The organism is Hymenobacter cellulosivorans, from assembly GCF_022919135.1.
Lineage (GTDB): Bacteria > Bacteroidota > Bacteroidia > Cytophagales > Hymenobacteraceae > Hymenobacter > Hymenobacter cellulosivorans.
On the sequence record NZ_CP095049.1, the window covers coordinates 1802501 to 1825702 of the forward strand.

The 23202-nt window shown below is 56.7% G+C and carries 14 protein-coding genes, 2 rRNA genes and 2 pseudogenes (1 of these 18 running past the window's edge); 11 read left to right on the forward strand and 7 right to left on the reverse strand.

The window, feature by feature from the left end:
• Both MUN80_RS07775 and rrf read left to right on the forward strand, forming a co-directional pair.
• Nucleotides 1–1035: ribosomal RNA gene (locus tag MUN80_RS07775) — 23S ribosomal RNA — on the forward strand; it begins 1869 nt to the left of the window's first position.
• A 78-nt stretch (nucleotides 1036–1113) separates the two neighbouring features.
• Nucleotides 1114–1225 (forward strand): 5S ribosomal RNA (gene rrf, locus MUN80_RS07780).
• A gap of 167 nt (nucleotides 1226–1392) precedes the next feature.
• Here rrf and MUN80_RS07785 read toward each other — a convergent pair.
• The 6 genes and pseudogenes from MUN80_RS07785 to MUN80_RS07810 form a co-directional block, all read right to left on the reverse strand.
• Nucleotides 1393–1476 (reverse strand): annotated as a pseudogene (locus MUN80_RS07785) (trehalase family glycosidase); the annotation flags it as partial.
• Between the two features lie 173 nt (nucleotides 1477–1649).
• Nucleotides 1650–2927, reverse strand: a complete 1278-nt coding sequence (locus MUN80_RS07790; RefSeq protein WP_244721928.1) for a M16 family metallopeptidase — start codon at nucleotides 2925–2927, stop codon at nucleotides 1650–1652.
• A gap of 9 nt (nucleotides 2928–2936) precedes the next feature.
• Nucleotides 2937–4112, reverse strand: a complete 1176-nt coding sequence (porV, locus tag MUN80_RS07795) for a type IX secretion system outer membrane channel protein PorV (RefSeq protein WP_244721930.1) — start codon at nucleotides 4110–4112, stop codon at nucleotides 2937–2939.
• 73 nt (nucleotides 4113–4185) lie between these two features.
• Nucleotides 4186–8160, reverse strand: a complete 3975-nt coding sequence (gene porU, locus MUN80_RS07800; protein ID WP_244721932.1) for a type IX secretion system sortase PorU — start codon at nucleotides 8158–8160, stop codon at nucleotides 4186–4188.
• 136 nt (nucleotides 8161–8296) lie between these two features.
• Complete coding sequence (locus MUN80_RS07805; protein ID WP_244721934.1) at nucleotides 8297–8983, reverse strand: CDP-alcohol phosphatidyltransferase family protein; 687 nt, start codon at nucleotides 8981–8983, stop codon at nucleotides 8297–8299.
• Nucleotides 8984–9006: 23 nt separating this feature from the next.
• On the reverse strand, nucleotides 9007–9642 hold the full coding sequence (locus tag MUN80_RS07810; RefSeq protein ID WP_244721936.1) for an MBL fold metallo-hydrolase: 636 nt from the start codon (nucleotides 9640–9642) through the stop codon (nucleotides 9007–9009).
• A gap of 166 nt (nucleotides 9643–9808) precedes the next feature.
• On the opposite strand from MUN80_RS07810, the pseudogene MUN80_RS07815 reads away from it, so the two are divergent.
• From MUN80_RS07815 to ccsA, 9 genes and pseudogenes are all read left to right on the forward strand, one after another.
• A pseudogene (locus tag MUN80_RS07815) lies at nucleotides 9809–10123 on the forward strand (FAD-dependent oxidoreductase); the annotation flags it as partial.
• A gap of 113 nt (nucleotides 10124–10236) precedes the next feature.
• Nucleotides 10237–10902, forward strand: a complete 666-nt coding sequence (locus tag MUN80_RS07820) for an NAD(P)/FAD-dependent oxidoreductase (protein ID WP_244724851.1) — start codon at nucleotides 10237–10239, stop codon at nucleotides 10900–10902.
• 23 nt (nucleotides 10903–10925) lie between these two features.
• Nucleotides 10926–14150 (forward strand): hypothetical protein, encoded by a 3225-nt coding sequence (locus tag MUN80_RS07825; protein WP_244721938.1) that lies wholly within the window; start codon nucleotides 10926–10928, stop codon nucleotides 14148–14150.
• Between the two features lie 126 nt (nucleotides 14151–14276).
• Complete coding sequence (locus MUN80_RS07830) at nucleotides 14277–15794, forward strand: T9SS type A sorting domain-containing protein (protein ID WP_244721941.1); 1518 nt, start codon at nucleotides 14277–14279, stop codon at nucleotides 15792–15794.
• A gap of 165 nt (nucleotides 15795–15959) precedes the next feature.
• Nucleotides 15960–16628: a heme exporter protein CcmB gene (locus MUN80_RS07835; RefSeq protein ID WP_262922071.1), complete on the forward strand. Its 669-nt coding sequence runs from the start codon at nucleotides 15960–15962 to the stop codon at nucleotides 16626–16628.
• Between the two features lie 121 nt (nucleotides 16629–16749).
• Nucleotides 16750–17421, forward strand: a complete 672-nt coding sequence (locus MUN80_RS07840; RefSeq protein ID WP_244721943.1) for a cytochrome c biogenesis protein — start codon at nucleotides 16750–16752, stop codon at nucleotides 17419–17421.
• Complete coding sequence (locus MUN80_RS07845) at nucleotides 17402–17650, forward strand: CcmD family protein (protein WP_244721946.1); 249 nt, start codon at nucleotides 17402–17404, stop codon at nucleotides 17648–17650. Before MUN80_RS07840 ends, MUN80_RS07845 begins: the two co-directional genes overlap by 20 nt.
• Nucleotides 17651–17788: 138 nt before the next feature.
• Nucleotides 17789–18217: a cytochrome c maturation protein CcmE domain-containing protein gene (locus tag MUN80_RS07850; RefSeq protein WP_244721949.1), complete on the forward strand. Its 429-nt coding sequence runs from the start codon at nucleotides 17789–17791 to the stop codon at nucleotides 18215–18217.
• Nucleotides 18218–18327: 110 nt separating this feature from the next.
• Nucleotides 18328–20925, forward strand: coding sequence for a cytochrome c biogenesis protein CcsA (ccsA, locus tag MUN80_RS07855; RefSeq protein ID WP_244721951.1), 2598 nt, complete (start codon nucleotides 18328–18330; stop codon nucleotides 20923–20925).
• A gap of 353 nt (nucleotides 20926–21278) precedes the next feature.
• Here the strand turns inward: ccsA and MUN80_RS07860 are convergent, their stop codons facing one another.
• The gene (locus MUN80_RS07860; RefSeq protein WP_244721955.1) at nucleotides 21279–23165 is read right to left on the reverse strand and encodes a T9SS-dependent choice-of-anchor J family protein; all 1887 of its coding nucleotides are present in this window, start codon (nucleotides 23163–23165) and stop codon (nucleotides 21279–21281) included.
• Nucleotides 23166–23202 lie beyond the last annotated feature (37 nt).

The window sequence follows — 23202 nt, forward strand, 5'->3', positions numbered from 1 at the left end:
GGAAGGTTAAGAGGGGAACTTAGTCGCAAGGCGAAGGTTTGAATCGAAGCCCCGGTAAACGGCGGCCGTAACTATAACGGTCCTAAGGTAGCGAAATTCCTTGTCGGGTAAGTTCCGACCTGCACGAATGGTGTAACGATTTGGGCGCTGTCTCAGCCGTGAGCTCGGTGAAATTGTAGTCTCGGTGAAGATGCCGAGTACCCGCCACGGGACGGAAAGACCCCGTGCACCTTTACTATAGCTTGACATTGACGCTGGGTAACACATGTGTAGGATAGGTGGGAGACTATGAAGCGGTGGCGCTAGCCATCGTGGAGTCAACGTTGAAATACCACCCTTGTGTTGCTTGGCGCCTAATCTCTAATCGGGAAACAGTGTCTGGTGGGTAGTTTGACTGGGGTGGTCGCCTCCAAAAAAGTATCGGAGGCTTTCAAAGGTTCACTCAGTACGCTTGGTAACCGTACGCAGAGCGCAATAGCATAAGTGAGCTTGACTGTGAGGCCTACAAGCCGAGCAGGGTCGAAAGACGGATATAGTGATCCGGTGGTTCCGCATGGAAGGGCCATCGCTCAAAGGATAAAAGGTACGCCGGGGATAACAGGCTGATCTCCCCCAAGAGCTCATATCGACGGGGAGGTTTGGCACCTCGATGTCGGCTCGTCACGTCCTGGGGCTGGAGAAGGTCCCAAGGGTTCGGCTGTTCGCCGATTAAAGTGGCACGCGAGCTGGGTTCAGAACGTCGTGAGACAGTTCGGTCCCTATCTGTGGTGGGCGTTGGAGATTTGAGAGGACCTGACTTTAGTACGAGAGGACCGAGTTGGACCAGCCGCTCGTGCACCGGTTGTGACGCCAGTTGCAGCGCCGGGTAGCGACGCTGGGATGAGATAAGCGCTGAAAGCATCTAAGTGCGAAACTCACCTCAAGATGAGATCTCCCATAATAAGAGTCGTGGTAGACTACCACGTTGATAGGCTGCAGGTCGAAGGTCCGAAATGGCCGAGCCGAGCAGTACTAATGACTCGAGCGCTTCTAGTAAACCCAGTTCTGCTTCTTTCTTCTTACCCGTTTCCTGCGTCAACGTTATTGACTATGCAAACCTGCATGGACACCAGTAATGGTGGCTTTAGCACGGGTGTTCACCTCTTCCCATTCCGAACAGAGCAGTTAAGCCCCGTAGCGCCTATGGTACTACCTTCATCGGTGGGAGAGTCGGTCGCCGCCAACCTTTTTCTAGCAACACCCCCTCGCGACTTCGGGCTGCGAGGGGGTGTTCTCGTTTGGGGCCTACCCGCCCCGGCCGGCCCGCTGCCGAACCCGTGGAAGGCGCGGTAGAAGGACGTGGGAACGCAGGCCTTACGCGGGGCAGGGGCGCGTTGCGGTTGAGGGGGCGCATTAGTGGGATGGGCGCGTCTGGCGGTTGAGCAGGGTGAGCAGCACGCCATTGGTCCAGCCGAAGCCGTCCTGCAGGGGGTATTCTCCACCGCCAGCTAAGACGGATGGGGCAACTACAGCAAATTATAACTGTGTTGTAGGTTGTTTTACCGCTAGCAACTCATACAAGAGCTTATTAGAAATAATCCCGATAAGATAAAATGCCCCTGTCACAGTGCGTAACAGGGGCATTTTATCTTATCGGGATTAGTGCTTAGCTAAGGGCCAGCAATGACTTCAGTCATAGAAGAAGGGGACAAGTACTCTTGAGCCAAGCTTTGTAATTCTTCTGCGGTAACCTGATTGATTTCCTTGATGAAGTCGGAGTAGTATAAGGCCGGCAGATTCAGGAATACTAAGTTCTTATACTTATCGCACTGTTCAAATACTGTACTTAGCTCATTAGCGAATTTACCAGTCATGTAGTTCTTGACTGTTTGAAGTTCCTCGCTTGGAATCAGTTCGGCTTGTAATGTGGAGAGTTCTTTATAAATCTCCTCCACCGCTATAGTAGTTGAGGCTGCGTTTACATCCGTGCCAATTACGAAGTTATTGGCGTGTTCTCGAGAGCCGATACTAGCGTAGATACCATACGTTAGACCTTTGTCTTCCCGAATATTTTTCATGAGACGGGAGCCAAAATAGCCGCCTAGCACTTTGACCAGTACCTGCAGTTTGTGCATGGTAGGGTGGCTCATATTAGGCCACAAGCGTCCAATCCGCAGAGAGGACTGCATGGCATCCGTTACTTGGACGTACTCTTTGGGAGCAGTGGCAGGCGTAGGCAGCACATCAGTTATGGCAGCATCGACCATCTTGCCAGTATTGAGTTGGCCGATGGCCTCAGTAACCAGCGCAATATGGGCGGCACTTACGTCGCCACAGAGGAAAATCTCGGCGCTGGACAGGCGGTATGCAGCTTGGTAGAAGCCTACCAACTCCTCACGCGGCATGTCCTGAACAATGGCCTCATCGAACATACGCCCATAGGGATAGGTGGGACCGTAAAGGGTCCGAGAAAAGTGTTCGGAGGCCAGGTAGCTGGTTTTTTGACGCTCAATCCGGATGTTCTGAATCGTGCGGGCCTTAAGTTGAGCTAATTCTACCTCGGGAAATGAGGCAGCCGATATAACATCTGTTACGATGGGCAGCAAATGTTCTAAGTGACGGCTGAGACAGTACAACGTAAGCGTAGCCTGGTCGAAGCCTTGCTCACATTCGATTGAAGCGCCATAGAAGGCAACTTCGTCGGCGAGCTGGCGAGCGGTACGCGTGAGCGTGCCCTCCAGTATCATACGGGCTGTAAGCATGGATAAGCCTGAAATAGGCTCGTACCATTTACCAGCGGGAAAGACTAACTGTAGGCGAATGACGGGTTGCGCATCGTTGTGAATAACGTGCAGACGAGCTCCATTGGGGAGCGAAAACACGTCAGCCGCTGGTAGCGTAACGCTGGCCAGCGGCTGAACGGAAGGAGCGACTTGACGGTCGAGCATAGAAACAGGTTAGTTGACGGGAGCGGAGCCCTCGCCGGGTCCGAAGGCCTCCTCAGACTTATTGAAGTTAAAGTGCAAGGATACGCGAATAGTTTGAGCTAGGGGGTTGGCCCGCTGATTAGGAACCAAGTAAGTGCCATCGACACCGAATACTTGATACCGTACCCCCAAACCGAAGCTTAGGTATTGACGGTCGCCTTTCACAGGGTTTTCGTAGAAATAACCTACCCGGGCCGCTAGCAGGTCGTTGTACCAGTACTCCAAGCCCGCGGAAATGTTGATTTCCTTGAGTTCTTCGCTAAAGCCGCCTGGGGCGTCGCTGAAGGAGCCAAGAATGCCGCCAACAATGCCTTTGGCCCGGATATCCTCATTCTTGGCTTTGATGGTCTTGCCAAAGCCAACCGTGTCGCCTTCCATATAGAAGGGAGTAGGCACCAACAACTTGCTGGCATCAACGGTGAGGGTGATTTTGTTGTAGGCATCAAGCTCCCGGGTAATGGCCGTGCCGAGCTTGAGGGTGGTGGGCAAGAAGTCGGCCTGCAGCGGGTTGGTGTAGGTCATCTTGTTGCCAATGTTCGAGATAGTGGCACCCAAGCCCAGGTTATACTCGCCGGGGCCGATAGAGAGGTCCTTGGTGTAGTACGCTCCCAGATCGACGGCGGCGGCATTGCCGGGTTTGCCGCTGATGGTTTCGCCCGTTAGGTTAGAGCGGACGTAACGGGCCGTGATACCCACCCCGAAGTTCTCGCTCAGCTTCTGCCCGTAGGAAACGCTAACTGCATACTCCTTGGGGTTGAAGTCGCCCTTGGGGTTATTTCTTTCGTCGCGGAAGGAAATAGTGCCCAAATCGAAGTACATCAGTGAGGCCGAAATAGCGGAGCGCTGGCCGAGCTTGCTAAACCCCGACAGGTACGCTAGGCCCATATCGTCAGTTACGTTGCGCAGCCACGGCGAGTAGGAGGGCGACACACCGTACTTGCTGGTCACGAAGCCTAATTTGCCGGCATTGTGGTACGAAGCATTGGCGTCGGGCGAAATGGCTACTCCCGCCTCTCCTAGAGCTGCCGAACGAGCATCGGGGCTCAGGGTCAGAATCGGAACGGCGGTTGTGATGGTGTTCGGTGAACTCTGAGCCTGAGCTGCGATAGAAACGCCCAGTAAGCCGGGAAGGAGCGCTAATCGCAAAGGCAGCTTCAACAATGTCATAAAAGGAAACAAGAAGAGCGGAAATAAACGAAAATGGCAGTTTGCCGGAGAATTAATTCAAAATAACCAGTTTCTCGAACTTAGAAGCCGTGGCATTGTCGCGGTGGGAGCGGACACTTACGCGGTAGACGTACACGCCGCGGGCCAGCTGGTCCTCATACTCATCGCGGCCATTCCAGGTGAGAGCATCCAAGTCGCGGCCTACATGAGGACCGCTCGCCAGGATAGTTGTGCGCAACGTGCGTACCAAGCGGCCGGAAATGGTGAAGATTTGTACCTGTACGTCCAGATCATCCGTGGTGCGGTTGTGGTCGAACTGAAAGGTGGTTTTGGTAGAGAAAGGGTTTGGATAGTTCAGGACGTGCTCCAGAGCGAGCTTCTCGGTAGAAGCTGCAATAAACTCAATTTCCTGCTGAGCCGAGTTATTAAACGTATCCCAGGCCTTGAGTCGCAGTACGTGCGGGCCAGTGGCAAGGTCTTTAAACAGATACTTTACTTTTCCCGATTGATAGCTGTCCACATCGGCAGTATAAAAGTCGTTGAGGACCGTGAGCTTGGTGGGGTCGTTGTCGAGGGTAGCCGTGATTTCGTGCCCGATACCCGCACCGGCCGTGTTGATGCCGCTGGCGTCGGACAGGTGAGAAATAAGCGTGGTAGTAGTGCCCGTAACCCCACCGAAGACGAAGGACTCCCGATCCATGAACAGCTTGATCAGTGGCGGAATGGAGTCTTGCTGCGTCAGGGTAGCGGCTCCGCCCACGTAGGTTGGACGGTGGCCATTGGCGTCGACTATGCGTACCGAATCTTTAGCGTAGAGTTGGATCTTGCCTAGGCCGACGCTGTAGTTGATGTCCTTAGGAACGACGAAGTTGAATTTGAAGCGGCCATTTTTAACCGTAGCCTGACCATCGTAAATGATGTTTTCTTGGATGGGAACCGTCAGGACAACATCATCAAACTCGTTTTTCAACGTGTTTACCGTCGTTGGCTTTTCGTACACCGTAACGTGCGCCTGACCCGAAAACTGGGAATTGATTGTCTGACCATTCTTAATCAAACCCGAAAGTTTAACCTTTGAAAGTGCCTTCAGCGTATCGAGCGAGACGGCCGTAATGCTACTTCCATTAATCGAGTCCAGTACAGCTTCCTGCTCGGCAGCCGCCAGGCGTGTGGTCGGGTCGCCGAGTAGCACATAGTTGCGGGCGGAGGTACTACGGGAGCCATTGTTCTTGGAGAACTGAGTTACGTCCCCTAACCGTGACATCTGGCCGTTGGTGGGCTTGAAAATAGTATTATACAGCTGGCTGGATACACTGACCGTTTCATGGGCCAAGGCCAGGCGGGTAGTAGTGAGCAGGCCAATGGCGCCGCCTTCCACATCCGTGAGAGCCAGTTCGCCCGCAGAATCTTCCTCCGGATTGTCGTAGGTGCTAAAGTCGCAGGTGCCCGTGACCATGAAGGTAAGGCGGTTGCGGTTTTGTAGTGCCAGCACCGACTGCTTCGTCAGAATTTGCTCATCGGCCCAGCCTTTAGGGCCGCCATGGCCGCTGTAGTGGACAATGAGCGAGCCTTGCTCAATAGACTCGTCAATGGCCCGGTTGCATTCCGGGGAGCGTTGGCCGCCGGAGGCAATGGTTTGGGGATACAAATCCAGGTAAACCTTGTGGATGTTAAACTCCGGATGGTCTGCTATTACGCTGAGCGCCTGGGGTTCGCAGGCGTCCCTGATGAATATGGAGCCGTTACCATCGTCGGCTACGAACGTGATGCGGTTGCGCCACTTACCAAAGCTAACGGGCTCATCGTAGCGAATCAGCTTGTTCACTACCAGCGTGGCCTGGGTCAGGGAGCGGGACTGGCCACGGGGGGTGCGAATGGGCAAGCGGCCAATGCCAATATCGAGCAGGTCGTTACTGTAGCCTTCGTCCCATTCGCCCTCGTTATCGTCGAGCAGGCCAAAGTAATCATCGGAGCAAAAGGTAACCCCCTTGCTGTTAGCCCGCGAAGTTACCAGTGCAAAAGACTCCCGGGACTCGTAGGTTGGGACGTAATTCTGCGCGTTTTTGTCTGCATCGAGCGGTGAGCGTTGTTGCCACCAGTCGGGCACCAAATCCATGTTGTTGGTGGGGTCCGATTTGTAATCGTACGAGGCGTCGCCAAAAAGCAGCAGGTAGAGCTGCTTACCGGAAGTGCTGCGGTCGTACACCATTTTCATCATATCCCGAATGGCCGTCACATCTTGCCCCCCGGAGCTGAACTCGTTGTATACTTCGGTGGTGGTTACTACCTCCACGTTCAGCTTATCGTGGGAGCGGCGGTAGGCAGCCAGGCGGTCAGCTTCGGGCTTGAAGGGCGGATAGGTGACGATAACCAGATCCAGCTTGCCGTTCAGGTTGAGGCGGGCGTGCAGGTTCTGATTGGCTATGCGGTTCTTGAACAAGCGGGGTGGGGCTGGGAAGTCGCTGCCGGTAAAGGCCACAAACTCTCCGACACTATCGGTGCGGGCCACGAAATTGCCACTGCCGTTCAGGGCCAGCGAGACCGGCTGGCGGGGGTTACTTACGTCCCAGACGGTCGTCCCGCTGCCGGCACCTAGCTGAAACTCGCTGATTGGGGCGCCAGGCAGCGAGTTAAACTCTAGTAGGTTGCCCGACAGCCGCAGCCGACGCGGAGCATTTACTTCCAAGTAGTCGAGGTAGCCCTGGCCCGAAGCGTCGGTGGGACTACTGAACACCAGCCGGACCCGGGCCTGCGCCACAGGTGCGGAAGGAACAGCATACGAGAAGGTTTGTAAGCTAGAATTTGCTACTTCCGGGTAATCCTGTGGCGAGTTACTAAAACCCGAAATCTGCTGCGTACCGAGAGTGGACCCGTTCAGAGCCACCTGGAAGCTGGTGGGCATGCCCATCGCTGATGCTGCTACCACCTGAGAGGTAAGCTGCAAGGTGGCGCCGGGTACTAAGTCGGGCGTAGGAATCGTAAATTCGCGGGCCGGGCTGTTATTGGTAAAACCCTCGCCCAGCCACTGCCGGCCCGATTTGGCCAGGTTTACGAGCTCACGCTCGTAGAACTGCCGGTCCAGGAACTGGTTGATGGTGGCCGTGGGGGTACCACTGACGGTGCGGGGAGTACCCACGCGCAAGCCCGGTGCATTGCCGACCGTAACAAAGTAGTAAGCTGTATCGACGTAGGCGTTGAGCTCGTGCTTAAACCGCCGGGTTGTACTATTAGTATCAAGGCTCCAGGTGTGAGGGCCGCGGGCGTAGAACAGAATATAGTCGGCGTCGTCGAAGGAATTATCCGCTTCGCCGGCCACAAAAATGGCATTTTGAGCCAAGTCATCGGGGCGGTAGGCGCTGTTAGCCTGGGGAAGGGTACCCATGGCGTTGCCATAAATCTGGAGGCGGCGCGGGTCAAGACCCTGCGTGATGATTCCCATGCTCTCCAATGCCTTTTTATCCAGCTTGTAAATGCCGCTGTTCGCTACGCCAATCCGAAACCAGTCGCCCTGGGCCAAAACCGAGGATTTGGCGTACGTGCGGGCTTGGGTACCGGCGGGCCGGCCTTGCTCAGTAGCCAGGGAATAGGCGTATTCGAAGGAAACCAACTTTTCGGCCAGTCCGCTCTGGGCGTTGCGGCGTACGGCCGGAATCCGGGCGAAGCTCACGTGGCGGCGCTGTTCCGTGCCGGTGGTTACCGTTGTCGTTGCTGTAGCTGGCAGATTGATGCCATCAAACAGCTTGGCATCAGCAGGGGAGAAAGCCTCGTATACGGCATTGCGCACGGTACCCTGACTAACCCGGCCGATAATACGTACCTGAAAGCTGGGATACTGCTCGCCGGAGCCGAAAAGGGCATCCTTGAACATCGGGACTTTGCGCAGCTGGCCCATTCTGCTACCGGCTTCAATGTAGCCGTTCCAGGTGATTTGCTGCCGGACTACCTGCTCCGGTTGTTGAGCCCAAGATGACCCCAGGGCTCCAGCAGTGAGAAACCATACAACAACCAGGAAAGTAGAGTAGCGCATACTAGGTAGATTCGGGCAATAGGCGGGGCAGAAACAGAGATGAGCTTGCAACACACTCACTATAAAAGCGGTTCATCCCTACACCGGTACTTAACTACCGAAAAGAACAAATATTGTAGAGCTGCTATCCAAAATGTTAGCCGTAGGCTGGCCGCACCACCGACAGCAGTACGTACAACAGCACAATCAGCGGAATGGCGGTGGCTTGCAGTCCGATGAGCAGAATTACGGCCAGCAGCAGAAAGATAAAACGCAGGGAGTTGTCTTGCCAGGTCAGGTTCTTAAACTTGAGGGCGAACAGCGGAATTTCGGCCACCAGCAGCCCGGAAAGCAGTACCGTCAGCCCCAGCAGCACCCACGGATTGAGGATGAAGGAGGTCAGCCCGAATGAGTCGTGGGCCAGGATGAGGGGCAAAGAGGCTACCACCAGCGTACAGGCCGGCGTAGGCAGCCCGATAAAGGAAGTTGTCTGCCGGGTATCGTTGTTGAACTTGGCCAACCGCAGAGCCGAGAAGACCGTCACGATAAAACCCGCGTAAGGCAGCCACTCCGGCAGCCCGCTGCTTTGGCCCAGCAAGTGAAACAGAATGGCCCCGGGTACTACGCCAAATGACACCATGTCGGCTAAAGAGTCAAGGTCCTTGCCGATGGGAGAGGAGGCGTGCAGGGCCCGGGCCAGTAGCCCGTCGGCAAAATCGAAGGCGGCGGCCAGGCCCACCAGGTAGGCAGCCGTTTCGAGGTGACCAGCGAAAATGTTGCACAGGGCCAGGCAACCCGCAAACAGATTGAGGCAGGTAACCGCGTTAGGAAGGTGATTCTTCATGTAAGGGTAAAAGACAAACGGACTTAGCGCAGGAACGGATTGCCTATTCGTTCTGCCCCAATGGTAGTGGCTGGGCCGTGACCGGGATATACCGTCACGGCATCGGGCAGGGTGAGTAGCTCGGTGCGGATGCTGTTGATAAGCGTCTGGTAGTCGCCGCCGGGCAGGTCGGTGCGGCCGATGCTGCCCTGAAACAGCACGTCGCCGCCGATAACCACCTGGGTAGGGGCATGGTAAAACACGACATGGCCCGGGGCGTGGCCCGGCGTGAAGCGCACCTCCAGCTCGGTATTGCCAAACCGGACGGGCGTGCCGGCCGTCAGAAAGCCGGTGGGCTCGGCGGGGCTATACTGGGCGAAGCCGTAGCTGGGCGCGTAGGTCGGCACGGCCCGCAGCGTGGCCAAGTCGGCTTCGTGAATCAGAAACGGAACCTTGTAGGTGTCCAGAATAAACGCGTTGCCGAAAACGTGGTCGATGTGGCAGTGGGTATTCACCAGCAGCACTACCTGCAGCCCCTGGGCCTCGATGAAAGCCTGCAGTGCCTGTTGCTCGGCCTTGTCGTAGCAGCCAGGGTCGACGACGACGCACTGGCCGGTGGCATCATGCAGCAGGTAAGTGTTTTCGGAAAAGGCGTTGAACGTAAAGCCAGAAACGGTCATGCAGCTTAATAAAATAAACCTGGCAGCTGCCAGAGAGATTGGGGAGGTAAGTTACGAGTCTTGCCGCGAACATGCATGGTAGCCCCTGGTCGTCGCCATTGGCTGTGGCGCTACCTTGGGCTTTTGAACACCGTAGCCCCGCCGTTTTCCTCTTACCTTGCCGCCCATGACAAGCTTTGATTACTTGATTATCGGCCACGGTATTGCCGGTGCTGCCTTAAGCTATGAGTTGCGCCGCCGGGGCTACGGCGTGCTGGTACTGGATGCCTACCAGCCGGATTCGGCTTCCAACGTAGCGGCCGGCCTGATGAACCCCGTAGCCGGGCAGCGCTTCGCCCTCACCTGGCGGGCCGACGAGCTGATGACGGCCGCCACAGATTTTTACCGGGAGCTGGCCGTTCATTTCGGCCGGCAGTTCTTTTTCGAAGTGCCTATTCTGAAACTGCTATCCTCGGTGGCCGAGCAAAATGCTATTCTGGCCCGTAGCGCCGATAATCCGTGGCAGGATTTTGTGGCCGAAATCAACCTGGGCCCCGCGCCCCAGGCCGGGTTGCGCCAGGAATTTGGCGGTGTTACCATTCGGCGGGGGGCTACGTGGCCCTGCGCGAGTTGCTGGAGGCCTTGGCCACTGAGGGGCTGCAAAATGGGTGGCTGCGGCGCGAAACTTTTGACCCGCAACAGCTTGTTGTCACCGACAGCGGCGTTGTTTACGGGGAAAGTGTGCGGGCTCGGCATATTATCTTCTGTGAAGGCAGCGCGGCGACGCAAAATCCGTACTTTAACTGGCTGCCGCTGCGACCCAACCAGGGCGAGGTGCTCGATGTGGAGTGCCCGGGCTTATCCGAAGCCCAGGTCCTCAACCGGGGCGCTTACGTAGTGCCACTAGGACAGCAACGCTTTCGGGTGGGAGCCACGTACCGGCGGCCCCCATTTGCGGAATCGATTACCGACGAGGCCCGGCAGGAGCTCAGCCACAAGCTGAGCACGATGACGGACCAGCCGTTTGTGGTGACCGGCCAGCGCATGGGAATGCGCCCGACCGTGCCCGACCGCAAACCTTTGGTGGGTACGCATCCGGCCCGGCCGGTTGTGAGTATATGTAATGGCTTCGGCTCCAAGGGAGTAATGATTGCTCCGCGGCTGGCCGCCCATTTTGCCGATGTGCTGGAAGGCACCGCGGAATTATGGTCCGAGGTCAATATCGAGCGGTATTCTGCGTTATACTTAGCTAGTCTTTCCGAGGCTGGCGTTTCTTCCTGATTTCTCCGCTTTTCGCCTTCTCTATGAAGCACGTATCCTTACTCGTGGCGTTATCGGCAGCAGTGGTGCTGTCGGCGGGAGACGCAGTCCAGGCCCAGTCGGCGCAAGAGCCGTTTGGGCGGGTCCGTATTCAATACAAGGACTTCAACTGGCAGCAGCTCAGCACCCAGAACTTTAACATTTATTACTACGCCGGTGGGGAAGTGGCCGCCCGCCGAGCGGCTGAGTACGCGGAAAAGGAACTGCAGCGCATCACTTCGCTCATCGGCTACTACCCGTACTCCAAAACCACGGTTATGCTCTATAACTCCGTGGGCGACCTGCGGCAGAGCAACGTGGGCCTGGACACTGATAAGTATCAGACCGGTGGCGAAACCGAGCTGCTGCGCATGAGCAAGGTGCAGTTGGCCTTTCAGGGCCAGCAAACGTTGTTTAAGCGCGACTTGAGCAACCAGATTACTAAGGTACTGCTCAACGACATGATGTATGGCGGCTCCCTGAAGGAGGTTATCCAGAGCAGCTACCTGCTGCAGCTGCCCGACTGGTTTGTATCCGGGGCCTCGGCTTATGCCTCCGAAGGCTGGAGCGTCGACATGGACGACTACATGCGGGACATGACCCAGAAAGTGGAGTCGAACCGGCCCGCGCAGTTCTTTGTGCGCAACCCCGAGCTGGCCGGCCAAAGCATCTGGAACTACATTGCCGAGCGCTACGGCTATACCACCATTCAGAACATTCTGAACCTGACGCGCATTACCCGCGACGTGGAGGTGGGCATTAGCAGCTCGCTAAACGTGCCCTACAAGGTGTTTCTCAAGGATTGGGTGGCCTATTACCGCCAGCTCAATGCCCAGCCCCAGACACCGCTGATCCTGCCCGAGGAAAGCACTCAGGTGGTGAAGACTAACCGTAAAGGCATCATTTATTCCCAGACCGTGCTGAGCCCCAACGGCCAGCGCCTGGCGTACGTGTCGAACGAGCGGGGCCGCTACCGGGTAATGGTAGCCAACAAGGATGGCTCGGGCCGCCACGCCATTTACCGCGGGGGCTACAAAACTCCCGACCAGCAGGTAGAAACCCGTCTGCCGGCCCTGGCCTGGCGCAGCAACAGCCAGGTAGCCGTGGCCGGTGAAGTGAAGGGCAACATGAGCCTGAGCCTGGTTTCGGCCGATGCGGGGCCTACCAACTTCGTGTTTCAGTTCGTGGATGCCCTCTTCGGCCGAAACTCTTCCTCGATTTTCAGGCCTTTCTCTCAGGTCTTGGACCTGAACTACTCGCCCGACGGCAAGTCATTGGTCTTTAGTGGGGTGCGTAATGGTCAAAACGACCTGTACGTGCTCCGGGCCGGTAGCCGCACGCCCGAAAAGCTCACCGACGACGTCTTTGACGACGTGCAACCCGTGTTTTTGCCCAACGGCAGCGGCATCGTCTTCAGCTCCAACCGCTGGCTGGACTCGGCCGGCACGGCAAAAGGCTCGTTTGGTAATGTGGTAAACAACTACGACCTGTTTATCTACCACCTTGATGGTCGTACGCAGCCGGTGGAAACTCTGGTCAGCACTATTTCCAACGAAAGCAGGCCCCGGGCCATATCCGACGACGAAATCCTGTTCCTGGGCGAGGAAAGTGGCGTGCGCAGTATCTACCGGTACTTGTTCAAGACCAAGCAACACGTGCCGGTCAGCAGCTTTCTGCCCAACATTGATAATTTCGACTACAACGCTACAACCGGTGCGCTGGGCTTTGTGGCGGCCGATAAGTCGCGCGACTTGGTATACATCTACCCGTCGTACGCGCTGCCCGAAAACCTGATTCTCTACAAAACAGCCCGGCAGGAAACCCTGGAAGACCGGTCGAAAACGCCGGTACGGGCTGCCGCTCCAGCTGCCAAACCCATAGCTGCCGATACCCAGGGCAACAACGCGGCACCGGCCAACGAGCCCCGTAAGAGCGACGGGCAAATCAATACCAGCGACTATCAGTTTGAAGAAGACGCGCCTAGCCGGGTCAACGCCCCGCGTCGCAAGCGTACCGATGTTGTAGCAGCCCTGCCCACCGCCCCGCCGGCGGAGGCATTTTCGGTGGCCGGCCCCTACAAGTATGACAAGCGCTTCAGCATCGACAATGTGGTGTCGTCGCTCTATGCCGACCCCCTGCTGGGGCTGGGCCTAATTGGCCAGGCCAATCTGTCGGATATGTTTGAGGATCACCGCATCCGGGCCGGCATCTTCGCCCTGACCGACCTGCGCACTAGCAACATGTACGCGGAGTACACCAATCTGAAGAAGCGCTACGACTGGAGCATTGGCTATCAGAAGCAGGCGTACTTTTTCGACGCCGAGAATCAGCGGCTGCGCTTTGGCCGCCACGAAGTGTCGCCGACCATTGCCTACCCACTTACTCATAACCTGAGCGTGCGTGGCGGTCCGCGTTTCGTAAACGTAAACCGCACGGTTATCACCAAATTCAGTACCGAGGACGATATCAGCCGCAATTATATCGGCCTGAGCGGGGAACTTGTCTTTGACAACGCCATTTCTACCGGGGTCAATATCATGGAAGGCACCCGCATGAAAATTGGTCTGCTCAAGCTCAACGGCATTGACGACGGGGACCAGAACTTCGGTAAAATCTATATCGACCTGCGGCACTACCAGAAGATTCACCGGCAGATTACCTGGGCCAACCGGGCCAGCTTTGGCTCCTTCTTTGGTAAATCGGCCCAGACTTTCCGCCTCGGTGGTATGGACAACTGGCTGAACGCCCGCTACGAAGATTCCCGCCTAACGCCCACCACAGCCCTGCTCAGCGACCCCACCCAGGTGTTCTACCAGCAGTTCGTGACTAACCTGCGCGGTTTCGACTACAGCAAGCGCAACGGCCCCCGCTACGTGCTGTTCAACTCCGAGTTGCGCGTGCCTATCATTCAGTACCTGTCGCGCAAGCCTATCTACTCGGGCTTCTTCCGCAATCTGCAGCTCACCGCTTTTGGGGATGCCGGCTCGGCTTACTCGGGCTCCAACCCATTCAACGAAAACAACTCGTTTAACACCCAGGTGCGGGGCGGCAACGGCAACGCCTTCACGGCTACCGTCGTGAACTTCCGCAACCCGATGCTGATAGGCTACGGTTTCGGGATGCGGACCACGCTGCTGGGTTTCTACGGCAAGGCCGACGTAGCCTGGGGCCAGGAAGATTACGTGCAGAAAGGTCCGAAATTCTACTTCACGCTCGGCTACGATTTCTAAGCCGGTTCGGGCATCCGCCACCGGTTACGCCGGCACAGATGAGGCACTTGGGGCAACCCGGGGGCCTCATCTGAGTTTTTAGCCTATCTTCCTTTTCCTTTCCAACTCCTTTTTTCCGCTCTTCCTATGAAGAAATGCTTACTCCTGCTTTTGCTGATGATTAGTGCCTGGCTGCCAACCCAGGCCCAGTACCGCACGCCCGGCACTGGCGTCCGCTGGACGCTAGCCCAGCTGCAGGCCGCTTCCGGGGGCTACGTTACGACGGTGGCCGGCGCAGTGCAGGTGAACGACACCATCCGGCTGTCGGCCCGCGACACGCTGGACATCCGCACTAACGCCACTATTAAAATGGCCTCTCTGGCTTTATTTTACGTGGATGGAGTGCTGCTCATTAACCCGCGCGACTCGGTCAAATTCACCGCCATTGACCCAACCAAGCCCTTCCACAGCTTCTCCTTTTCAGCCACTAGCGAAGGTTCCGTGCTGCGCAAAACCGTGGTGGAGTACGGTGGCGGCCTGAAAGTGGTAGACGCCAGCTTGGTGCTCGATAGCTGCGTAGTGCGCTACCAGGTGGCTTCCATCAACAACAGGGCTACCAACAGCGGGGCCATTAGCTTGTCGGGCGGCACGCCGCGCATTACCAACTGCCGCATCTATGGCAATGCCCGCTCCGGTATCCTGAGCCCTTCGAACCGGCCCACTTCCCCCATTATCCGCAACAACGTGCTGGTGGCCAACAGCACCGAGAATGGCAACTGGCCCCAGATTAACCTGGGCATTGGAGGCGCTACGCCCATTATTATTCAGGGCAACCTGGTAGTAGGTCGTTTCCAGATGGCGGGTGGCATCAGCGTTTCCAACCTACTGGGCACTGCCGCCGTGAGCCAGGTTCTGATCCGGCGCAACATTGTGCGCAACAACCGCTACGGTATTGCCATTGTCGGGGGCAATATCACGAGCTATATCACCCAGAACGTTGTCGCCGATAACAACATTAACCCCAACGCCCAGACCGGCGGCAGCGGGCTGAACTTCAATGGTACCCAGACGCAGGTAGGGGTGGTGTCGCGCAACATCATTCGCGGCAACCTCTACGGCGTGACCCTACAACGCTCTAATACCGGTACGCCGGCCCCGCGCGTGAGCTTCGGCGACCTGAGTAGCACTGATACAACCAATGTGGGTCGTAACCTGCTGACGGGTAACGGTAACGGAGGGCAGGTGTACGATATCTACAACAACACCGCCGAAAGCTTCAAAGCCGAAAACAATGACTGGGGCACCAACTCGGCCGCTGAAATTGAGGCTCACGTCTACCATCAGCCCGATAACGCCGCCCTGGGCCTAGTCGATTTCCTGCCATTCCGCACGCCGATACTGGCCGCCCATTCGGCCCAGGTGCTGACTACGGCCGTGTATCCTAATCCGACTACGAGCTTCATCACCTTTGAGCTGAATAAATCCACGGTGCCGGCCGAGCTGCGCGTGCTCGATTTAACGGGCCGCGTGGTGGCTACCTACGCCGCCCAGCCCGTGCAGGGGCGTCTGATATTTTCAACCCAGGCACTGGCCGCCGGCCTCTATACTTACCGCCTGACTCAGGAAAGTGCTACCACTACCGGGAAGTTTGCCGTAGCTAAGTAGGCCTGCCGCCTCCTAAAAAAAGCCTTCTGCTCTCCGCAGAAGGCTTTTTTGTTGCCCAACTATTTACTGCCCAACCGGGCTGGTGGCGAATAATGAACTTAGGTGAGGCCTATCCGGAGGTTGGGTTGTATCTTTGCGGCCCTGTTCACCAGCCGCTGTACCGTGTTGCTCCTCCGCGAGATTTGGTATTTGATTCAGAAGGACTTCCGCTTGGAATGGCGGCAGCGCGCCGCCCTCAGCGGGATGCTGCTCTACGTGGGCAGCACCGTATTTGTGTGCTACCTGAGCTTCGCTCTGCGTGGTGGCGAGCTGCCAGTACCCGCCTGGAACGCCCTGTTCTGGATTATTCTGCTTTTTACCGCCGTGAATGCCGTGGCCAAAGGGTTTTTACAGGAAAGCCGTGGCCGGCTGCTCTACTATTACACTTTGGTGCAACCCCAGGCCGTTATTATGGCCAAGATTGTGTATAACGCCCTGCTACTGTTAGGGTTGGCACTAGCTGGCTTCGGGCTGTACGCCGTTGTGCTGGGCAACCCGGTGCAAAACCTGCCGCTGTTTCTGGCCAACGTCGTGCTGGGTGCCGTGGGCTTTGCTTCCACGCTAACCCTGGTGTCGGGTATTGCGGCCAAAGCCACCAATAGCAGCACGCTGATGGCTGTGCTGGGCTTTCCGCTAATGGTGCCCATGCTGCTGCTGCTTATCAAAGTATCCAAGAACGCGCTGGACGGGCTGGAGTTTGAGGCCAGCCGCAGCTCCCTGCTCACACTGGTGGCTCTGAACATGATTGTGAGTGCCGTGTCGTACCTGTTGTTTCCCTTCTTATGGCGGAGCTAATGCAAAAGCGCGGCGGGTTAAACGATAAATCTGCTTTGCAAGTTGTGACAAATCAACCTGCTTGCCTGTTATTCCTGCGTCCTGTGTTGGTTCGTCCAGCGCAGCTTACCGATTGCTGCTCATGAAAAACAACTGGTGGAAAGCGCTGGCCGTGGTGCTGCTGCTGTATACGGCGGTGGCAGGCTTGCTCGTGCCGGTGCCCCGGCTGGCTATTCTAAACGAAACCATCCGCAACCTGTATTTCCACGTGCCAATGTGGTTCGGCATGACCTTCATCCTGATTGCCTCGGTCGTGTACTCGGTGCGCTACCTGCGCAACCCGTTGCCCGAGCTGGATATCCGCTCCCACGAGGCGGCCCGTACCGGTATTCTGATGGGCTGCGTGGGTTTGGCTACGGGCAGCATCTGGGCCAAATATACCTGGGGCACGTGGTGGACCAACGACCCCAAGCTCAACGGCGCGGCCATTGCCATGCTGATTTATGGCGCATATCTGGTGCTGCGCTCCTCTTTTACCGACGAGCAGCAGCGGGCCCGGATTTCGGCCATCTACAACATCTTCGCCTTCGCCACGGCTATGCCGCTCTTCTACATCCTGCCCCGCCTCACCGACTCGCTCCATCCCGGCGCGGGCGGCAACCCGGCGTTTGCCAAGTACGACCTCGACGACAATATGCGCCTGGTGTTTTACCCGGCCGTTATTGGCTGGACGCTACTGGCCTTCTGGCTGGCTCAGGTGGCCAGCCGCATTGCTCTGCTCAAACAAAAAGTATATGAAAAACAGCTTGCCTAAGCTCCGTTCGGCTCTGGTGCTGCTGGTGGCCCTGCTGCTGCCCGTGTTCCACGCCGCTGCCCAGTCGGCTACTGGCGCTGACTCGCCCGAAATGGCCGATACCCTGCGCCAGAACGGTAAAATCTACGTGGTAGTGGCCGTCATTACCGTGGTGTTGGCTGGTTTGCTGGCCTTCCTCGTGTCGCTCGACCGTAAGGTGGGCCGCCTTGAGCGGGAGCTGAAAGACTAGCAAACAAAAAAGTCAATTCGGCTACCTGACAAAGATCAGGCGGCCGGGTGCAAAATGAATTCCGACCCGACGGATTTTTCGGGGACCTTTGGTTGTTCAGTAAAGCCGGCCCATCGAGTCCGGCGCTGTTGAAGCATCATGAAAAAATCTCATCTCTTCGTCATTGGCATCATTGCCGTTGCTATTGTCATCATCATGAGTACCGTGGGCGATGCCAGCGTGTACGTCTCGTTCCGCGAGGCGCGGGAGCGGGCCGCCGATGGCAACCTGACCAAAGTACACGTGGTAGGGCGTCTGCCGCGCGATGGGCAAAAGAACATTCTGGGCCTGGAGTATAACCCGACGCTGGACCCGAACTACTTTGCCTTTACCCTGGTCGATACCAACCGCATTGCCCAGCGCGTGATTTACTTCAACCCCAAGCCCCAGGATTTCGACAAGTCGGAGCAGGTGGTTATCACTGGGGCTATGCGCAACGACGTGTTCGTGGCCGACAAGATTTTGCTGAAATGTCCTTCCAAGTACGTGGAGAAGGACATTAAGGGCGCTACCGCCTCAGTTAATTAGTAATCGGGAAGTAAGAGTCCCTACTTGAGTAGCTACGGGCATTAAATTGTACCACAGTGGCTTGAGTTGTAATTCTTATTGCCTGATTCTTAATTCTTAATTAAGAAAACATGCTTAATACCTTCATCGGTGACCTGGGGCACCTGAGTGTTATCGTGGCTTTTGTGGCTGCCACGGTAGCGGCTTACTCCTATTATATGGCGGCCCGCAACCAGCCGCTCGGGGAAACCGATGGGTCGTGGCTGCGCATTGGGCGCGGTGCGTTTTTACTGCACAGCGTGGCGGTAATTTCCATTATCGTCTGCCTGTTTACCATCATCTACACTCACCGGTACGAGTACTATTACGCCTGGAGCCACTCCAGCAACCACCTGCCGGTGCACTACATGATTTCCTGCTTCTGGGAAGGGCAGGAGGGCTCGTTCCTACTCTGGATTTTCTGGCATGTATGCCTGGGCCTGGCCATCATGCGCTTTCACCGTAAGTGGGAGGCCCCGGTAATGGCCGTATTTGCTTTCGTGCAGCTCTTCCTGACGTCCATGATTCTGGGTGTGGTGGTGCTGGACGTAAAGCTGGGCTCCTCGCCCTTCATCCTGCTGCGCGACTTCCTGGTTGATCTGCCGGTGTTCAAGATGAACCCCAACTTTGTGCCCAAAGACGGTACTGGCCTCAACCCGCTGCTGCAGAACTATTGGATGGTGATTCACCCGCCCACGCTGTTCTTGGGCTTTGCCCTGACGCTGGTGCCATTTGCCTTTGCTATTGCTGGCCTCTGGAAAGGGGAGCTTATCAAATGGGTTAAACCTTCCCTGCCCTGGGCGCTGCTCGGTGGCCTCGTGCTGGGCGTAGGGGTTATGATGGGCGCTTACTGGGCCTACGAAACGCTGAACTTCGGCGGCTACTGGAACTGGGACCCGGTTGAAAATGCCGTCTACATTCCTTGGCTGGTGCTGGTGGCCGCTATTCACGGCATGGTGCTGTGGCAGCGCAGCCGCACGGCTTTGCGCACGTCTTTCGTGCTGGTTATTGCCTCCTTCCTACTCATTCTCTACGCTACTTTCCTGACCCGGAGCGGCGTGCTGGGCAATGCCTCAGTGCACTCCTTTACCGATCTTGGGCTGTCGGGCCAGCTGCTGATTTACCTGATGGCCTTCGTGGTGCTGGCTATTTGGCTGCTCGTAGCCCGCTGGAAGTCGATTCCGGTTTCGGAGAAAGAGCTAACTACGTACAACCCCGAGCTGTGGGTATTCGTGGGCGCTACGGTATTGTGCCTGGGTGCTTTCCAGGTGCTGTTCACGACCAGCATTCCGGTGTATAATGCCTTCCTGGGCTTCCTGGGCATCAAGTCGAACCTGGCGCTGCCCGCCGACCAAATTGCGCACTACACCAAAATACAGCTGTGGATGGGCGTGCTGGTAGCTTTCCTGACGGGCCTGGCCCAAATCATGTGGTGGCAGAAGAACGATAAGGAAACCCTCACCAACTCCTTGGCCGTGCCCGGCATGATTACACTGCTCAGCGCGGCCCTCGTAATTCTGCTGGTACGCTACAACAAGCTGCAGATGAGCCCGGTCTACATCGTGCTGCTCACCACCGGCCTGTTTGGCGTGCTGGCCAACCTGGGAGTAGTCCTGACGCTGGTTCGGCGGCGCGTGGCGCTGTCGGGCGGTGGTATTGCCCACATCGGTATTTCGCTAATGCTGTTGGGTATTCTGGCCTCGGCCGGCTACTCTAACATTATTTCCAAGAACGTGTCGGGTATGGTGTACTCCAAGGAGTTTCCCGAAGATCTGAACCGTGACAACGTGCTGCTGTGGCGCAACGAGTCGGCCCCGATGGGCGGCTACGACATCAGCTACACCGGCCAGTACTACGACGTGCCCGGCGTGCCTGGCTACGTCAACAAGGAGTTACTTTTCCGCACCGACGACGAGTACAAGGCTCTGGCCCGCGCCGACATCAAGGCCGAAGGCAAAGTGTATTACAAGGCTGGTGACACGGTCGAAATCCTGCCCGAAAACACTTACTATAAGGTTGATTACAAGGAAAAGAAGTCGGGCAACACCTTCACGCTGTATCCTCGGGCCCAGGTAAACGAGGAAATGGGCGGCCTGCTGGCCTCGCCAGACATCAAGCGTTTCGCCAGCCACGACATATACTCCCACATTAGCTCCGTGCCCGACCCCAGCAAGGAAAAGGACTGGAGCGAAGTAAAGGAGCACGTGCTGTCCATCGGCGACACGATTTACCTGAACGACTACTTCGCCGTGTTCCGTGGCGTAGAGCCAGCCCACGAAACGGCGGGCCTGGGCCTGGCCAAGGGTGACCTGGCCATTCAGGGCGATTTTCTAGTATTTGGCGAGAAGAAGCAGTACCACGTACACCCCATGTTTGTGGTGCGCAACAGCCAGGTAGGCCGCGTATCGGATGAGGTAGAAGACCTGGGTCTGCGCATGGTGTTCATCAACGTGGACCCCACCAAGCAGAAGTTCACCTTCGGCGTAAGCACCACCCAGAAGGACTATATCATCCTGAAGGCCATGGAGAAACCCTTCATCAATTTGCTCTGGAGCGGTACGCTGCTGATGGCTCTTGGTTTCGGTATGGCCCTGGTAAAACGCCGCCGCGAAGCTCGTGTGGCCGAAGCCAAAACTCCTGCCGCAGCGCCGGTGAAAGTGCGTAAGGCTAAGCCTCAAGTAGCCGCGTAAGGCTGCCGCTATTTGTCACAAAAAAGCCTGTGCTGGATTCAGCACAGGCTTTTTTGTGAGCTTTACTGTCGTCACGCTGGTTATGTTCCGCGCAATACTAGGAGAGTTAAGTAATTGCTGGTAATGGCCCAGTAGATATTAAAACCAACGAGCTAGAGCTTATTCTCTCGCTCTCAACTTTATAGTTTACCTAGTATGCCTTTAAGTAAAGCGCTAATCAGGCAATCTGTGCTTGGCGTGGCTTCGTAGGGTGGCAGCTGCCTGAACCCTCCCGAAGGGGCTGAGACTATAAAAAACCCAATAAAAAAGGGCAGCCCCAGGGCTGCCCTTTTCGAATTCCGAAACCGAAGAAATTACTTCTGGATCGAAATGTTACGAACCGAGAAGTCGTTGCCCGACTTCACTTTCAGGACGTACATGCCGCCGGCCAGGTTCGACAGGTCCAGCTTGTTGAGCTGGTTGTCTCGTACCGAAGCCGTGTGCACGATCTGGCCCAGCGAGTTCATTACTTCCACCTGCATAGCACCTTTGGCGTTAGCACCTTTGATGTCCAGGTTGAAGAAGCCCGTCGAAGGATTCGGGAATACGTTGATAGCGTAGTCCAGAGCAGCCGAAGTCCCGGTGATAGCCGTAGCCGTTACCTGCAGGTTGTCAACAGCAATGTAGAACTGGTCGGCAGCACTCATGGCATGGAAGCCGATGTAATAGTTACCCGTAGCGGTAGGCGTAATGGGCAGTACTGGAATGGTGCTGGTTGCGTTGGCATCCAAGTACGTGTTGGCAACAATAGAGCTGCTGCTCCACAGGGTCGTCGTCTGACCAGCGGGGCTAGCCGAGCTGCCGTATTTCACTTCCATGCTCTCGGGGTAGAGGGTGTTACCGCTAGTGCGGTATTTAAACGAAAGCTGGTAACGGTTGCCGGTGCGCAGCAACAGTGGGGGAGTGTAGAACCAGTCGTTGCCGGCAGTTGTGGCGTCCTCGTTGTAGTAGTAGGTCATGGCGTTTGGAGCCGAAGACGCTACAACGATAGGACCCTGGCTGCCGGGTACGTTGTTGCGGTTTTTCCACGATACGGTGTCAGCGTTGGTGTTAGCAACTGAAATACCGCAGGGCAGTACGCCGCTGGCTACGGCATCGAAGTTCTCCGTGTAGGGGAAAGTCGTAACCGCCGTCGGGTTGCAGAGCGTGGTCAGGGTGTATGGGCCCGACAGGCTCTGCTCAGTAGCGCTGCACGTAGAGCGGACATACACCTGATACGTGGTAGAAGGGGTCAGGCCCGTCAGGTTGGCGGGCGAAGCCGTGGCAGCTACCGTCGTGCCGCCCGTAGCGGGGTTAAAGCCGGGAGCACCATAGATCAGCGAGTAGGTTGCACTCGTGCTCGGGGCGTTATATACTACCTGGGCCGTGGTGGCGTTCGGGGTAATGTATACGCCCGATACGGGGGCGCAGGTAACCCGGTCGAAGCGGTACGTACGACCGGCATCGGGCAGGAAGGTGTTACGCGTAAAGTGCGGCGGAATAAGTCCGCCCGAATCGGTAACGAAGATGGTTGTGGTCCAGGCCGTGGCGCTGGAAGCCTTTTGGGCAAACAGACGGTCGGTCAAGTTGGCGCTGGAGCCTTTCAGGCCTACCAGGAAGCCGATACCAACGGGCGCAGCCGTGCCGGCCGTCCAAGTGCCGTACACAAACTCAATGCGGTTTGAGCCCTCGTAGAGTTTCACCTGAAACTGCATCGTGGCGAACTGAGCCGTCTTGTCGGCCAGGTTTTCCCACTGAATCGTGCAAACCCGGCTGCCGGCCGTACCCGTGGTAGCTACCCGGAACTCCGTAGGCGAGGCCGTCTGGTTCGGCGAGCCTGCCAGGTCAACGCCGCCCAGCGGGGCAATGATGTTCACGTCGGGAGCCGCAATGTAGTTCGTAATGTTGGCCGCTGGAGCAGTAGTGCCCAGCTTGATGAGGCCGTTGGTGTTCAGTACGAAATCCGTGAAAGCCGTCCGGTTGAAGGTAAACGAGAAGCCGATTGGAATAACTGCCGAGTTGGCGTCATCGTTATTGGCCACCGTAATGGCAGTGCCAGTGGTGCCCAGATCGGTATAGGTGCCGGCCACGTTTTGCGAACCAGCCGGTCCATAGTCCAGCCCTTGGGCCTGAGCTGCTGTAGCTCCACCAGCTAGCAGGGCGGCCAAAGCCAGCTTCTGCCAACGTTGCGTTGAACGACCCGTTTTGTACCAGTTTGTCATAAAGAATGGATTGGAAAGAGGGAAAAATTGAAAGGTT